The 16,334-nt window shown below is 43.1% G+C and carries 15 protein-coding genes; all 15 read right to left on the bottom strand.

Features of this window, described 5'->3' with window-relative positions:
- Positions 1-6: 6 nt before the first annotated feature.
- Positions 7-1,875, bottom strand: coding sequence for an excinuclease ABC subunit UvrC (uvrC, locus tag RGU72_RS04510; protein ID WP_322118583.1), 1,869 nt, complete (start codon positions 1,873-1,875; stop codon positions 7-9).
- Complete coding sequence (gene acpS, locus RGU72_RS04505; RefSeq protein WP_322118582.1) at positions 1,868-2,275, bottom strand: holo-ACP synthase; 408 nt, start codon at positions 2,273-2,275, stop codon at positions 1,868-1,870. The genes uvrC and acpS overlap by 8 nt, the downstream gene beginning before the upstream one ends.
- Before the next feature lie 11 nt (positions 2,276-2,286).
- Entirely contained in the window at positions 2,287-3,045 is a 759-nt protein-coding gene (gene pdxJ, locus RGU72_RS04500) for a pyridoxine 5'-phosphate synthase (protein WP_322118581.1), read from the bottom strand.
- Positions 3,042-3,914, bottom strand: coding sequence for a DNA repair protein RecO (gene recO, locus RGU72_RS04495; RefSeq protein ID WP_322118580.1), 873 nt, complete (start codon positions 3,912-3,914; stop codon positions 3,042-3,044). Before recO ends, pdxJ begins: the two co-directional genes overlap by 4 nt.
- A gap of 7 nt (positions 3,915-3,921) precedes the next feature.
- Positions 3,922-4,824 (bottom strand): GTPase Era, encoded by a 903-nt coding sequence (gene era / locus RGU72_RS04490; RefSeq protein ID WP_322118579.1) that lies wholly within the window; start codon positions 4,822-4,824, stop codon positions 3,922-3,924.
- Positions 4,821-5,708, bottom strand: coding sequence for a ribonuclease III (gene rnc, locus RGU72_RS04485; RefSeq protein ID WP_322118578.1), 888 nt, complete (start codon positions 5,706-5,708; stop codon positions 4,821-4,823). Before rnc ends, era begins: the two co-directional genes overlap by 4 nt.
- Before the next feature lie 11 nt (positions 5,709-5,719).
- Positions 5,720-6,118 (bottom strand): DUF4845 domain-containing protein, encoded by a 399-nt coding sequence (locus tag RGU72_RS04480; RefSeq protein WP_322118577.1) that lies wholly within the window; start codon positions 6,116-6,118, stop codon positions 5,720-5,722.
- A 22-nt stretch (positions 6,119-6,140) separates the two neighbouring features.
- On the bottom strand, positions 6,141-7,046 hold the full coding sequence (gene lepB / locus RGU72_RS04475; RefSeq protein WP_322118576.1) for a signal peptidase I: 906 nt from the start codon (positions 7,044-7,046) through the stop codon (positions 6,141-6,143).
- Positions 7,043-8,836 carry a translation elongation factor 4 gene (gene lepA, locus RGU72_RS04470; protein WP_322118575.1) on the bottom strand — a complete coding sequence of 598 codons (1,794 nt, stop codon included), beginning with the start codon at positions 8,834-8,836 and terminating at the stop codon, positions 7,043-7,045. Before lepA ends, lepB begins: the two co-directional genes overlap by 4 nt.
- Positions 8,837-9,034: 198 nt before the next feature.
- Positions 9,035-9,871: a tRNA pseudouridine(38-40) synthase TruA gene (gene truA / locus RGU72_RS04465; RefSeq protein WP_322118574.1), complete on the bottom strand. Its 837-nt coding sequence runs from the start codon at positions 9,869-9,871 to the stop codon at positions 9,035-9,037.
- A gap of 304 nt (positions 9,872-10,175) precedes the next feature.
- Positions 10,176-12,884 carry a FimV/HubP family polar landmark protein gene (locus RGU72_RS04460; protein WP_322121563.1) on the bottom strand — a complete coding sequence of 903 codons (2,709 nt, stop codon included), beginning with the start codon at positions 12,882-12,884 and terminating at the stop codon, positions 10,176-10,178.
- Between the two features lie 368 nt (positions 12,885-13,252).
- The gene (asd, locus tag RGU72_RS04455; RefSeq protein WP_322118573.1) at positions 13,253-14,380 is read right to left on the bottom strand and encodes an aspartate-semialdehyde dehydrogenase; all 1,128 of its coding nucleotides are present in this window, start codon (positions 14,378-14,380) and stop codon (positions 13,253-13,255) included.
- A gap of 54 nt (positions 14,381-14,434) precedes the next feature.
- The gene (gene leuB / locus RGU72_RS04450) at positions 14,435-15,505 is read right to left on the bottom strand and encodes a 3-isopropylmalate dehydrogenase (protein WP_322118572.1); all 1,071 of its coding nucleotides are present in this window, start codon (positions 15,503-15,505) and stop codon (positions 14,435-14,437) included.
- A 39-nt stretch (positions 15,506-15,544) separates the two neighbouring features.
- Complete coding sequence (gene leuD / locus RGU72_RS04445) at positions 15,545-16,192, bottom strand: 3-isopropylmalate dehydratase small subunit (protein WP_322118571.1); 648 nt, start codon at positions 16,190-16,192, stop codon at positions 15,545-15,547.
- A 2-nt stretch (positions 16,193-16,194) separates the two neighbouring features.
- Positions 16,195-16,317, bottom strand: a complete 123-nt coding sequence (locus RGU72_RS04440; protein ID WP_322118570.1) for an entericidin A/B family lipoprotein — start codon at positions 16,315-16,317, stop codon at positions 16,195-16,197.
- Between the last annotated feature and the right edge of the window lie 17 nt (positions 16,318-16,334).

The raw sequence follows: 16,334 nt of genomic DNA, 5'->3' as shown, positions 1-16,334 counted from the left end.
ATTTGGCTAACGCAATCGCTTGTAAATTTCTTCAGCTAACTGACGAGAAATACCCCCCACAGAAGCCAAATCATCAACACTCGCATCGGAAACACCTTTTAAGCCACCAAACCTCACCAGCAAGCGTTGACGGCGCTTAGGACCTATACCCTCTATTTCCTCTAACTGTGAGCTTTGTCTAGCCTTGGCTCGCTTTGCACGCATTCCAGTAATCGCAAAGCGATGCGCCTCATCCCGAATCTGTGCAATCAGCATCAAGGCAGCAGATTCTTTTCCCAACTGTTTTTGTGCTCTGCCATCGACAAACACCAGTGTCTCCAAACCGACCTTGCGTCCCTCCCCTTTGGCGACACCAACAATCAAACTAATATCGAGCGCAAGTTCAACGAAGACCTGACGCGCGATCTCAACTTGTCCCTTGCCTCCATCGATCAATACGACGTCAGGCATTACACCATCACCATTCGCAACTTTTTCATAACGTCGGGTCAGCACTTGCCGCATAGCAGCGTAATCATCTCCAGGCGTGATATCGCTAATGTTATAACGGCGATATTCTCCATTTTGCATCGCATGATGATGAAATACGACGCAAGACGCTTGCGTAGCTTCGCCTTGAGTGTGACTAATATCAAAGCACTCTACTCGTAAGGTTTCAATGTCTTGGACTTCCAACTCCAAAACATTGACTAAGGTACGTGTCCGCGCTTGCTGCGAGCCTTGTTCGGATAACATACGCGCCAAAGCCAGTTGCGCGCCTTTTACCGCCATCTCAAGCCAAGCACGACGCTGTTCTTGGGGCTGAAACGAAAGATGGATACGATGTCCGCATTGCTCTGCCAGCGCCATCATTAAATCGGGTGCGTCCAACACCATGTTCAAAACCAAGGTGGAAGGAATAAATTGATCGACATAATGCTGAGCTAAAAATGCTGAAAGGACTTCGTCCTCAATAGAATCTTCCGCAGCAAACTGCGCATCATCAACATGAGACGGGAAATAAGCACGGTCACCAAGATGACGTCCACCACGCACCATTGCCAGATTGACGCAAGCACGGCCACCTTCAACGACCACTGCGATGATATCGATGTCAGCATCGCCGGTAGTTTCCATGCTTTGCTGATGTAACACTTTTGACAAAGCCGACATTTGATTTCTAACCAATGCCGCTTGTTCAAACTTAAGTTCTTGCGAGTACGCAAGCATTTTCTTTTCTAAGTCCTGCATTACTTCAGATTGCCGTCCACGCAAAAATTTGGACGCGTTTTCCACATCAACTAGATAGTCTTGGTTCGAGATAATGTCAACACAGGGAGCGCTGCAGCGATGAATCTGGTGTAACAAACAAGGACGTGTGCGGTTTGAAAAAACGCTGTCTTCACAGCTACGCAGCAAAAATACTTTCTGAAGAATCTGCATTGATTCTTTGACCGCCCATCCTGATGGAAATGGTCCAAAATATTGGTGTTTTTTATCGACAGCACCGCGATAATAAGTCATACGCGGAGAAGTTTGATTTGTGATTTTTAAATAGGGATAAGATTTATCGTCACGAAAAAGAATGTTATATCGCGGACGTAAAGCTTTGATCAGATTATTTTCTAAAATCAAAGCTTCAGCCTCGCTTCGCGTGACTGTGGTTTCAAGCCGTGCAATTTTCTCCACCATCATTGCAATGCGTGGACTACTTGCAGTTTTTTGAAAATAACTTGAAACACGCTTTTTTAAGTCACGTGCCTTACCGACATAGAGAACTTGATCTTGCGAATCAAAATAGCGATAAACGCCAGGCAAATTAGGTAGCTTAGCAACAGTATCAATAACAATATCGCTAGCATTATCTACTGATTTTTTTGATTGATCGTCAGACATCAGAGTCACTATTTTTCTCTACGATGACAAAAGCAACTACGTAATCAGTTTCATCTGAAATAGATACACGTGCAGTAAGGCCGCGCGCTTTCATCCAGTCAGATAAATCGTTAATGGTCGATATGATAGGCTGGCCACTACTTAGGTTTAGTATTTGTACAGAAGACCAATTCATCGGCTCGGTTATTCCCAGCCCGATTGCTTTGGAAAATGCCTCTTTGGCCGCAAAACGTGTAGCTAAAAATTGCAAACCACGAACTTCTGTACTAGCTTTGCGTTGATGATATATCGTCAGTTCGTCGACACCGAGAATTTTTTCTGCAAAGCGGTCACCATGTCGTTTCACAGATGATTCTATGCGACTTGTTTGAACAATATCGGTACCAATTCCGTAGATCATTACTGATTCAATCAAAGCGCATGTGAACGAGCTTGACTCATAATCGCTTTCATATCACTCACCGCTTTTTTCCAACCAACAAAAACCGCTTGAGCAACAATAGCATGGCCTATATTGAGTTCAGAAATGTCAGGTATTGCCGCAATTGTCTGCACGTTCGTAAAATGCAAACCATGTCCCGCATTGACCTTCAATCCTCGCTTTATGCCTTCCAAAGCTCCTTGTTTAATTCGGAGTAATTCTGCTGCTTGCTGTGTATTGTCATTCGCATCAGCATAGCGACCAGTGTGAAGCTCAATCACCGTTGCACCTGTCTCAGATGCCGCCTGAATTTGTTGTGCGTCGGCGTCAATAAATAAACTGACGCGAATACTTTCCGCTTGTAACTGACGTACCGCCGCCTGCACTTGAGAAAAATACTTAACCACATCTAAGCCACCCTCTGTAGTCACCTCTTCTCTGCGTTCCGGCACTAAACAAACATCTTGAGGTTTTATTTTGCAAGCAAAGGCGATCATCTCATTTGTTACTGCAGCCTCTAAGTTCATACGCGTAATGAGTTGAGGACGAATACGTTCAACATCTGCATCTTTGATATGACGGCGATCCTCACGCATATGCAAAGTAATGCAATCAGCACCTGCCTCTTCCGCCATTAATGCAGCTTGCAAGGGATCAGGGTAATTGGTACCACGTGCATTGCGTAAGGTAGCGACATGGTCAATATTGATACCAAGTTCAATGGTTTGAGTTTGTTGATGTATGTTCATAGATTTTGCAAATCAATCAAAATTTGGCGAGTGTTGAGTGGCGTGCCATGCAAGTGATGAGCCAGTAAAAAGCGCATTAACATTTTACTTTGAGATTGGGTTATGGGATCTTGATATTCTCCGGCATGCATATCAATCAGAGTTTTACCGTTGACGCGGGGAGTCGTGTCTGATGGGCGCGCTGGACGCGCACCAAGCTCAGGATCAATTATATAAAGCTCTTGATTCAGCACAGTCGCTTTCGTCATGTAACAACGAGTCAAGTCGCCTATAAAGCCTGACTCTCGTAGCAACGCATGCTCAAATTTTCTCAAAACAATCAAAGCAGGCTCCTGATGTGCCAACTGATTTATGGTAGAAACGTAATGATCAAAAAGTGATGGGCATGGCTCATCGCGCATCAAAAATTTAACCAATAATTCATTTAGATAAAATCCACACAGTAGTGCCGATTTTTCTAACGGGAGCATGCCGCCAACCCATTCTGCGGCGCTAAGCGTTTTAATATCTGATTTACCGCTCCACGACATAGTTAAAGGCTGGAAGGTTTGCAATATATTACGCAACTGAGAATGTGGTCGTTTGGCACCCTTAGCTACTAACGCTAATCGCCCGTAATCACGAGTAAATACATCAATGATTAAGCTAGTTTCTTTGTAGGGATATGAATGTAATACAAAGCCAGGCTGACCTAAGATGCGCACATCTTTGGTCATTGGTTTAGTACGCGGTGCTTTGGAGATTACAGATGATTTTCGAGGAAATTTTGTGGCAGGTTTTACCGTTATGGATGGCTCAGCAGAAGCATTAGCCACAAGCTCTGTGATTGATATAACATCTGCATTCAGATCTATTACCTGCACACTCATGATGTCGCTATTCGTAGCCGTAGGCGCGCAAACCAGCTTCGTTATCGGCCCAGCCAGATTTCACTTTAACCCAAATTTCTAAATAAACAGGTCCACCAAATAGCTTCTCCATATCTTGACGTGATTGAGTAGAAATATCTTTTAATCTAGCGCCTTTATTTCCAATCACCATGGATTTATGAGTATTTCTGTCCACAAGAATCGCAACGAATACCCGACGCAAATTACCTTCTTGTTCGAACTTCTCGATCAAAACTGTGCTTGTATAAGGTAACTCATCACCTACAAAGCGAAATAACTTCTCTCTGACGATCTCAGTTGCTAAAAACTTTTCGCTACGATCAGTAATGTCGTCCTCGCCAAAAACAGGAGGATTCAATGGAAGATATTTCTTTATTTCACCCTCAAGATTTTCCAGTTGAAATCTCAAAGTAGCCGACACAGGCACCACTGCAGCAAAAGGATACAAAGCCATAATTTTTTGCGCAAACGGCATCATGATTGCTTTATCTTTGACTCGATCCGACTTATTGATCACTAAAATACAAGGAACATCTTTTGGTAACAAATCAATTACTTGTTGATCGGCGGCACCAAAAGTACCTGCCTCTATAATAAATAAAATGACATCCGAGGCTGTCAAAGTAGTCGTGACAGTTCTGTTCAAAGTCTTATTTAAGGGATTCGAGTGAAGGGTCTGAAAACCAGGAGTATCAACGTACACATATTGAGTGCTGTCTTTTGTCTGAATTCCTGTGATTCTGTGACGCGTCGTCTGTGCCTTACGTGAAGTTATACTGACTTTAGCGCCAATCAAGGCGTTCATCAATGTAGATTTCCCTACATTAGGACGGCCAACAATGGCTATATAGCCGCAGCGAAAGTCTGCGTTATTAATGATATCGGTCATGCGATCTTAGGTTGAGATTGATGCGTTAGAACGTCAGTTTTTGCAGCGGGCTGATTACTAGATATGTCTAACAAAGATTTCTGTGTCGAACCGTTAGATTTATTATCATCAGCCGATGCGTTAGCTAGCGCATCTGATTGTACCGTTGCTATTCCAGCTAGTTTAAGTTGTGACGTCCGGGGTTTCTTTTTGCGAGATGCTGGAGTTTTAGCAAGTAAATTTAAAGCAGTTTCCAGAGCCAGCTTTGCTGCTGCTTGCTCACCGGCACGGCGACTACCGCCAGCGCCAAATACTTGTATCTCTAATTTTGGAACCAGGCACTCAATTTCGAATTCCTGATTATGAGCAGCACCATGTGTAGCAACAACGTTATATTGAGGCAAGGCTATTTTTTTACTCTGCAAAAATTCTTGCAGCAATGTTTTAGCATCTTTGCCTAAAGTAGTTGGATCTATTGTAACCAGGACTAGTGAGTATAGAGACTTAATCACTTCACGTGCGGCATCAAATCCCGCATCTAAAAAAATCGCCCCAAACAAGGCTTCTAAGGTATCCGCCAAAATAGATGGCCTACGGAAGCCACCAGATTTCAACTCCCCCTCGCCCAGGCGTAAAAACTGAGACAACTCAATTCTTTGCGCTATCTCATACAAAGATTGCTGTTTTACCAAATTTGCTCTAACTCGAGATAAATCACCCTCATCAATATTGGCGAAGCTATCGAATAAAAGCGAAGCAACCACACAATTTAAAATAGAGTCACCTAAAAATTCCAAGCGCTCATTATGCAAAACACTGTGGCTACGGTGCGTTAAAGCTTGCTGCAATAAAGCTGCATTCTTGAATTGATGCCCCAATCTCTTTTGCAATAATTGTTCATTCATACGAGATCTGCTTATTCCTGCTTTTTGGGGACTGTCCCATTTTTTGCCGTTGTACCTTCATACTCCAGTAATAAACTAGCTGGTCCAAATAAAGGAATTTTTTTTGTATAAGCAAAGCTAACATCCATACTGCCATCACTAGTTTTTACAATGGAAAGATCCTTACCTGCAACCGCATCAAAATATCCAATCTCTGCTTGTTTATCAAATGCAATCTGTATTTCACGTACTGTCGCACCTGACTGTTTTGCTGACTGTATAGCTTTTTTGATAGACATAAATTCAATCACCGTTGGGGAAATTTTTATCCCTATCATTGCAATCATCCCAACGATAACCAGCATAAATATCAAACTAATAAACGTAATACCTAGCTGTCGGCCAAAGCGCTGATTTTTTATATTTTGCATAAGTATGCAACTCCACAAGTTATTAAAAACTGCCGATTCTTTTTGGATGACTAAAGTTCATCCAAATTACAAATGCTTTACCAACAATATTTTGATCTGGAACAAATCCCCAATAACGACTGTCAGCGCTGTTGTCTCGATTATCACCCATCATAAAATACTGATTTTCAGGTACCGTACACGCAAAACCGAAACTATCGTACGAGCATGACTCATGCTTTGGAAATTGGTCAGGGCTATCCACAAAAACTGGTTTCTGATCATCATTCAAAATGCTATGTTGTACGCCGGTCAAATTCTCACTAAATTGCTTAGAATACGTAAGTGTATCGTCTAAAAAATCTGGCATAGCCTCGTACGATAATGCTTTACCGTTAATTAATAAACGCTTGTTTTTATACACTATTCTATCGCCGGGTACGCCAACTACACGTTTAATATAATTTAGGCTGGTATCTTTTGGATATTTAAACACCATAATGTCCCCACGTTTAGGATCATTGATATTTAATATTTTCTTATCAATGATAGGTAAACGAATCCCATAAGTATATTTATTAACCAAAATCAAATCGCCAACAAATAATGTCGGCAACATTGATCCCGATGGTATTTTGAAAGGTTCATACAAAAAAGAGCGTAAAAAAAACACAAGCGCGATCACTGGAAAAAAACTACCAGAGTATTCCACCCAAGTAGGCTGCTTTAGCAAAGTCGACTCTAGTTCTAAGCGTCCACCCTCTTGCAAGCGAATCCCATCTGCAGTCAGTTTTGCATTACGCGCATCAAAACTCGCCAAAGCTTGATCTGCCTTCAATCGTCGTTGCTTAGCCCACACAAACATGTCGAGAAACCAGATGATTCCGGTTGTTATCATCAATACAAAAAGAATTAATGCAAAGTTACCTAAAATTGATTGAAAACTCATTTATCTTCCACTTGTAAAATTGCCAAAAATGCTTCTTGTGGGATTTCCACAGAGCCGACTTGTTTCATTCGCTTTTTGCCCGCTTTTTGCTTTTCTAATAATTTCCGCTTACGACTGATATCGCCACCGTAACATTTGGCCAAAACGTTTTTACGTAAGGCTTTAACGTTTTCACGTGAAATGATGTTAGCGCCAATGGCAGCTTGAATAGCTACGTCAAACATTTGCCTTGGGATAAGTTCACGCATTTTGGCAGCGACCGCCCGACCACGATACTGACTGTTCGCCCTATGAACAATAATTGCTAGCGCATCTACTTTCTCGCTATTAATCAACATATCCACTTTAACAACATCTGCCGCACGGTATTCTTTAAACTCATAATCCATAGAGGCATAACCACGGGATGTTGATTTCAGTCTATCAAAGAAGTCCAGCACAATCTCTGCCATGGGCATTTCGTATGTCAATTTGACTTGCCTGCCGTGATAGTTCATGTCAAGTTGCACGCCACGTTTTGACGTGCACAAAGTAATTACTGCACCGACATACTCTTGCGGCATATAAAGATTGACGGTGACGATAGGTTCGCGTATTTCTTCAGTTCTTGAAGGCTCGGGCATTTTTGACGGATTATCTACCATCAAAATACTACCATCTGCCATTACGACCTCATAAATAACGGTCGGGGCGGTGGTGATCAAGTCCATGTCGAACTCGCGCTCCAAACGCTCTTGCACAATCTCCATGTGCAACAAACCTAAAAATCCGCAACGAAATCCAAATCCAAGCGCCTGAGAAACTTCTGGCTCATACATTAAGGCTGAGTCATTGAGCTTTAACTTCTCCAGAGAGTCACGCAATGCATCATATTGATTTGCCTCCACTGGAAATAAACCCGCAAACACTTGTGGCTGTACTTCTTTAAAGCCTGGCAAAGGCTCTTTAGCAGCTTTGCCTACAATCGTAATGGTGTCGCCAACCTTGGCTGACTTAAGCTCTTTAATACCAGCGATAATAAAACCAACTTGCCCAGCCGACAACTCAGTGCGGGACAAAGATTTCGGCGTAAAAACTCCGACACTTTCGACTAGATGTTGCGCCTCTGTAGCCATGAATAAAATTTTATCTTTTGGTCGTAAAGTACCATTAACTATACGTACCAACATCACGACACCAACGTAGTTGTCAAACCAGGAATCGACAATCAAGGCTTGCAAAGGGGCATCTGGATCTCCCTTTGGCGGGGGAACTTTAATAATTAAAGATTCTAAAACAGCCTGAACGCCCAAGCCTGTTTTTGCCGAGCAGTGAACTGCGTCGCTGGCATCAATCCCTATGACTTCTTCAATTTCATTAATCGCATTGTCTGGGTCTGCTGACGGCAAATCAATCTTATTCAGGACTGGCACAACCTCTACACCTAATTCGATCGCGGTATAGCAATTTGCTACTGTTTGAGCTTCCACCCCTTGCGATGCGTCTACGACTAATAGAGCACCCTCGCAAGCCGACAAAGAACGACTTACTTCGTAACTAAAATCTACGTGTCCGGGGGTGTCGATCAGATTTAAATTGTATATTTTTCCGTCAAGAGACTTGTACTGCAATGCTGCTGTCTGAGCCTTGATGGTAATACCGCGCTCACGTTCTATATCCATAGAATCAAGAACTTGCGCTTCCATTTCACGGTCAGACAAACCACCACACAACTGGATAATTCGATCAGCAAGTGTTGATTTGCCATGATCAATATGGGCAATAATTGAAAAATTGCGGATGTTATTCATTAGGGAGAGGAAAGGCCTGTTAAAAAAAAGGCGCTCTGAGCCGGGCAATGGTCCCCAGGCGAGCGCCTCAATTTTGGGTTATGCAAAGCTACATTTTACCGGATTTTGTAAGGGAAAGCCCAAAAATCATGTTCAGGCAAGAAAGCAAAGGCCAAAAATACATTAAAAAATTAACAGTCAGCACATATATTTCCGCCTTTAACTATCTAACTGAGAATCTTTAAACGGTAACGATCCTAAGAAATTATCGTTTTTATTTTGTGATAAATTCCATTTTTTATCGTAATCAATTTTTGCAAGGTATAAACCATCCGGCATAAAAGTTGGTGCGGACAAACTACGATCACGACTCATCAACAAATGCTTTATCCAATCAGGCTCTTTTTTACCAATGCCTACAAAAAGTAAGGAACCAATAATATTGCGTACCATGTGATGTAAAAACGCACTGGCGCGCAAGGTAAAGATAAGCAAATCACCTTGCTGGCGTATTTGCACGTCATACATATGCTTTATTGGTGATTTAGCCTGACATGCGGCAGCACGGAAGACCGTAAAATCATGTTCGCCAAGCAGATAAGAAGTTGCCTCGCGCATCTTACTCACATCGAGCGGACGAAATACCCAGCCAGCTCGCTGCGCCCAAAGTGGGGAACGCACAGGATTATTGTAAAGAACGTAATGGTAAGTCCTTGCGTAAGCACTAAACCGAGCATGAAAATTATCTTGGGCATCAGGGTCATCAAATAGCACTTCAGTTGCCCAAAGAACAGCAATTGAATCTGGCAAAAATGCATTCACCCCATTCATCCAAGAATACATACTTCGATCTAACTCGGTATCAAAGTGAATTACTTGTTCAAGAGCATGAACACCTGCGTCAGTACGCCCAGCGCAAGTCGTCTTGAGAGGCGCTTTAGCAAAAGCAAATAGAGCCTTCTCCAGCGCGTCCTGCACCGTCTGACCGGATGGCTGAGTTTGCCAACCATGCCATCGGCTACCATCATACTGCACACCAAGAACAAGACGTTTCAATTCAAACTCACAAATTCAATTATTTAAAGAAAACATCAAGGTTTAGATAAAATGTAAGCAAACTATTAAAGAACGAAAAAGTAATTATTAGCATTAACAACTTCAATATACTACCTATACTTTTCTCAAAAAATCCCTGCTTACCCAATTAATATATAGACGAATAATTATACTCACCAGGAGTATACTAGGAAACTATACAAGCTAGCGACATCAGACCAGAAATTCTACTTTATCCTTTCAATCATCAAAACGAAAACGGGCGCCAACCAAAAGTTGCGCCCGCCGGGAAGTACCAATTAAATCAAGATAAATGCGTTAGCATTTCCTGTGCTTTAGCAATTTGGTCTCGTGTACCACCTTTTATTACTTCATCCAATAATTCGCGCGCTCCGTCTTTATCGCCGATCTCATGGTAGGCAACGGCAAGATCAAGCTTAGTTGCCATTTCTGCATTGTAAGATGGCGTCTCCGCGACGATCACGTCATGTGTATCCGGTTTAGATGACTCATTGTCGAGATCAAAATCAATTCCTGATAAATCAAACTCAAAAGCAGCAGGAGAAGTACTGGTTGTTTCGACCACATCACCAGTACTGACTTGAGAAACCGTTTCCTCGTGAGTTTCAACTGTATTATCACTGGCAGTTAATGACATTGAATCAAAAGAAACAATGTTGTCATGCTGCTTTGGATTTTGCTCAACTGGATTGATGTCTAAATCCAAAGGATCTGTCTTATTATCAGCATCTTGCTTTTCATTCGGATCAACTATCTTGGGTGTATCCGCTACGATTTCCTCTTCTAAATCATTACCAAGATCAAAATCAATTGAAGCAAAATCAACTACTTCTTGGTCTTCAGGAAAATCACTCTTAATTTTATCTGCGTTGCCCTTTGTACTCATAGGTAACTGAGGTGCATCAAATTCATGTTTCGGCTCTGATTCTGGCGTGTCCAAATCAAAATCCAAAGGCACCATTGCATCTTTGGTATCAACCATATTAAAGCTCATGCTTGTTTGATCTAAAGCAGGAGCGACAGGCTCACTATGCAGACCAGCAGCTGTATCTATAATGCTGATCGACTCCAACATATCGTGGGACAAAGAATTTGCCAGTAACGCGTCTGGATCCAAATCTTCTAATGGCTGGGTGCCAGAACCCAAGCCTGTTGCATTAGAATCAACCTGAGCTTTTCCACCTGCGTATAACGGATTATGAGGGTCTAATACAATTCCCATAGATGCAGCTTGCGCCCAATCATCACCATCACCGCTTGTCATTCCATACAATTCGCCAGCCAAACGCTCAAATGATTTCACATCTTTACGAGTGAAATAAATTTCGAGCAATTTAACTCTGACCGCATGTCTGTCGGGCTGAGTACGTAGTGCTTCTTTTAAAATCTCTTCGGCCTGGGAGTCACGTCCGTAGGCGATATACACATCAGCTTCAGCGACCGGATCAACCTCATTTGCATCCAATTGGCTAGCAGATGGCGCAAAGTTAGAGTTAAATACACTATTATTTGTATCAACACTCTGGCCGCCGGTCGATCCGAACATAGAATTAGCCTTCATACTCGAACCGGTCAAGATGCTATCTTCAAATTGCTGTAGGCTTTTCTTGCGGCGGTTAGAGTAAAAGCCGTATCCGCCTAATAGTGCAAGGATAGCAGCGATGGGATATACAAACCCACTGCTCATAATTCCATCAAAGATCCCTGGCTCAGGTGGTGGAGGTGGCGGAGGCGCAATTTTACGTTTGGGAGCTGGAGTTGGAGTTGCAGCAGTTGACGATGCTGGTACTAAAGCAGCTACAGTACTGGCTGCAACACTGTCAACAGCGGGGGAATTAATTGGTGCCACTGGGGCAGAAGTAGAAGCAGCCATCTTTTTCGCGGCGGCCTGTTTGTCACTCAAATCCTTGTCTTTTATTTGTAGTATTTTTTGCAAGCCTTCGACGTTTTTCTCCAACTCTTTGACCCGTGCATTCGCGTCTGCAATTGCTTTATCTTTGGCGAGTTTATCTTCCTCTGCTAGTACTTTACCAGTCGTAGATTTAGCTGACGCGCTTGGAGTAGCTTTAGATAATTTCAATTTATCTAATGCTTCATTGGTAGCGGTCGGCACCTCTTTTACTTTAGCCGTAATCACTCCGCTGGCTGTTTGCTTCGGCGCAACTACTTTTTCAGCAGGTGCTCTTTCTACTTGACCAGCCAACTTGTTTCTATAAGCACTAAAATCAGCAGCATGTGCCATAACCGTAGAGTGTGCATCGCCGGAGGAAATAGAGCGGCTTGCATCTACATCAGGAATAGACAGAATTTGCCCGGACTTCAGGCGGTTCATGTTGTTCCCCGCAAACGCTTGTGGATTTGCCTTATACAAGCTAACAAGCATCTGATCTAGCGAAACGCCATCACTCTTATATGCGCCTGCTATTTTGCTTAATGTGTCTCCCATTTTGACTTGATAGTCACCAGACGATTTAGCGGGAACACTCGATTCATTTTTTAGTCCGGTTACTTTCTTATCTCTCGCTCGCGCGGTGTTTATCGAACCAGTATCAGCCTTACTTTGCACGGATGTTTGATTGGAGCTAGATTGTGTAGCACCTGGCACGTTGACCGGATTGGCAACCTGAGCTGACTGACTATTTCTCAATTCTGCAGGATCCAACAAAAATGTGTATTCACGCAACAACTTACCATTGCTAGAGTTTAGTTCTAACAACATATCCACAAACGGTTCATTCATGGCCTGATTTGAGCTAACACGGATGACATATCCCGATCCACGTTGCTCAACGCTAAAGCGCAGAGATAATAATGCCGGGTTTAAATCGATGCTTGCTTGGCGAAATGCATCAGCAGAAGCTAACTTCGGCACTAGCGAACCAATTTCATCTTTGTTCGGTGATGTTAATTCGATCTCAGCACGTAGTGGCTGCCCCAGAGCAGATAACACCGTCAACTTGCCAAGACCTGTAGCGTTTGCGCTGGAGAACATGAACAAAGTTGAGGCTACCGCTGTACCCAGCACTTTGCGTCCGAGAGAGATCATCGGTAAGCGTTTATGGTTATGCATTTTATAGGACATATTTGGGAAATTTGACAGATCCAGTTAGCGATAGCAATCGTAATAAATTTTGGATGAATGCATCATATTGTCTCAAGATAACATTACAAAATTAGCGCTATAAGCTTAACTCGATTTGCAACTATGGTAAATACATTAAGAAGCCAAACCATTTCCAATTTAGATAAATCGTTGTTGCAGTTTGACAATCAAGTCATAAAAGCACCAAATATGGGGAAAAAAACAAAAAGGAATGAAAAATCATTCCTTTTTTAACAACGACAATGAAAACTGTTGAGTTAATCGGCAATCAAAATACGTAGCATGCGGCGCAAAGGTTCTGCCGCACCCCACAATAATTGATCGCCGACTGTAAACGCCGATAAATACTCACCGCCCATTTGCATTTTGCGCAAACGCCCGACCGGAATTGTCAGACTACCAGTAACGGCGGCAGGTGTTAAATCACGCATAGAAGCAACACGTTCATTAGGGACAATTTTAACCCACTGATTATTCTGGGCAATGATGTCGTTGATCTCATCCAGCGGTACATCTTTCTTCAACTTGATTGTCAAGGCTTGCGAATGACAACGCATTGCGCCAACACGAATACATAGACCATCAACTGGAATTGGCGCCGAACCAAAAGCTGCGCCCTTACCCAAAATCTTGTTAGTTTCTGCGCCTGCTTTCCACTCTTCTTTAGAAACGCCATTCCCCAGATCTTTATCAATCCACGGAATCAAATTACCAGCTAACGGAACGCCAAATTGCCTCGTTTCATCATCAGTAAAAGAGTGCTGTTTAGCCAGCACTTTACGATCAATTTCTAAAATTGCCGCTGCGGGATTATCGAGCAACGCCTTTACTTCAGCGTTAATACTGCCAAACTGAGTCAAGAGCTCACGCATGTGCTGCGCACCGCCACCAGAGGCCGCCTGATAAGTCATTGAGGACATCCAATCGACCAAATCATGCTGAAACAGACCACCCAGGCCCATCAACATACAAGACACAGTGCAGTTACCGCCAATGTAGTTTTTAACTCCTCGATTCAATGCAGACTTAATCACGTCCAGATTGACTGGATCGAGCACGATCACAGCATCATCTTCCATACGCAAACTAGAAGCTGCATCAATCCAATAACCATTCCAGCCAGCCGCACGTAATTTGGGAAAAACTTCCGTCGTATACTCGCCACCTTGGCAGGTAATAATAATGTCGCACTTCTTCAATGCATCAATATCATTTGCGTCTTTTAATGTCTTTTCATTCGTTGCCATTGCAGGAGCCGTGCCACCTGTATTGGAAGTTGAAAAAAACACTGGTTCGATGTGAGCGAAATCACCCTCTTCCTGCATACGCTGCATTAAAACCGAACCTACCATTCCACGCCAACCTACCAGACCAACTAGTTTCATCATCTTTCCCTAAAATTTGCGGGCAACGCCTGCTGATTGATATACTTACTACACTTATTCAAGTGCTTTAACTACTGCATTACCCATCTCGACCGTTCCAACTTTCGTCGTTCCTGGCTCATAAATATCTGGAGTTCTCAGACCTTGAGATAAGACATTCTTAACCGCACTCTCAATACGATCCGCCTGATCGGCTTTGCCAAATGAGAAACGTAACATCATTGCAGCAGACAAAATAGTCGCTAAAGGATTGGCAACACCTTTGCCCGCGATATCAGGTGCAGAGCCATGCGATGGCTCATACAAGCCTTTGTTATTTGCATCCAACGATGCGGAAGGCAACATTCCGATTGAGCCAGTCAACATTGCCGCTGCATCGGACAAAATGTCGCCAAACATGTTGCCTGTAACGATCACATCAAATTTTTTCGGTGCGCGTACTAATTGCATTGCCGCGTTATCGACATACATATGATCTAGCGCGACGTCTGGATATTCTTCATGAACATCCGTGACGATGTCTTTCCAGAACTGGAACGTCTCAAGCACATTTGCCTTATCCACGCTGGTCAAACGTTTTGAACGCTTTTGCGCGGCTTGAAAAGCGACATTAGCAATGCGGCGGATTTCTCCCTCGGCATAGCGCATCGTATCGAAACCTTCGCGCTGGCCTTTGAAAGGACCATCTGGACATTCCCGCACACCACGAGGCTGTCCAAAGTAAATGTCGCCGGTCAATTCCCGAATAATCAGAATATCCAGACCCGAAACTATTTCAGGCTTTAGAGTAGAAGCTCCCGCTAATTCAGGATATAAAATTGCCGGTCTCAGATTTGCAAACAGACCGAGATTTTTACGCAAACCAAGAATTGCCTGCTCAGGACGCAAAGCGCGCTCTAAAGTATCGTATTTCCAGTCACCTACTGCGCCAAACAACACCGCATCAGCTTCCAATGCCAGTTTGAGCGTAGCCTCTGGTAAAGGATGCCCGCTTGCCTCAAAGCCGGCGCCACCGACTGATGCAGTTTCCATTTCAAATGATTCACCCAACACATTTAAAACTCTGACTGCTTGCTCGACTATCTCAGGACCGATGCCATCACCTGGCAAAATTGCTATTTTCATGTTCTATTCATTTCAATAAATCGTCGCATTACGATTCGATTAGATCGTATTCGCTAACCAAGGCTGCATCGCGATATGCCGCTCTTCAAATGCACGAATTTTGTCCGCCTGGCGCAAAGTCAATCCGATGTCGTCAAGCCCGTTCAACAAACAATATTTGCGGAAAGTATCGACTTCAAATGGATAGCTGACAATGCCATTAGACGTTGTCACAACCTGCTTCTCAAGATCAACGATCAACCGAAAGCCAGGAAAAGCTTTGACTTCATTAAATAACTGATCAACTTGCTGCTCACTCAAAACGATTGGAAGCAAACCATTTTTAAAGCAATTATTAAAGAAAATATCGGCAAAACTTGGCGCTATCACTGCACGAAAACCGTATTGATCTAAGGCCCACGGTGCATGCTCACGCGAAGAACCGCAACCAAAATTTTTTCGCGTCAGTAAAATTGAGGCGCCTTGATAACGTGCTTGATTCAATACAAACTCTGGATTGAGCGGACGCTTGCTATTGTCCATACCAGGCTCACCATGATCCAGATAACGCCATTCATCAAACAGATTAGGGCCAAAACCGCTACGCTGAATTGACTTCAAAAACTGCTTTGGAATAATGGCATCAGTATCGACATTCGCTCTGTCCATCGGCGCGACAAGACCATCAAGCACGGTAAATTTTTCCATCATTATTTTCTGCCAGCATCCTCAACGACTTCACCTGCTTTTTTTACATCTTTACCAATACCTTGGACGGTATTGCAAGCAGCTAAAACGACTACGCAAATGGCGAGAGTGAATAATTTTTTCATGTATGTTCCTCAGAAAT

Source organism: Undibacterium sp. 5I1 (assembly GCF_034314085.1).
In the GTDB taxonomy this organism is placed as follows: Bacteria; Pseudomonadota; Gammaproteobacteria; order Burkholderiales; family Burkholderiaceae_D; genus Undibacterium.
The sequence above is the reverse complement of the archived record's forward strand: the minus strand, read 5'-3'. Positions and strand labels throughout refer to the sequence as shown.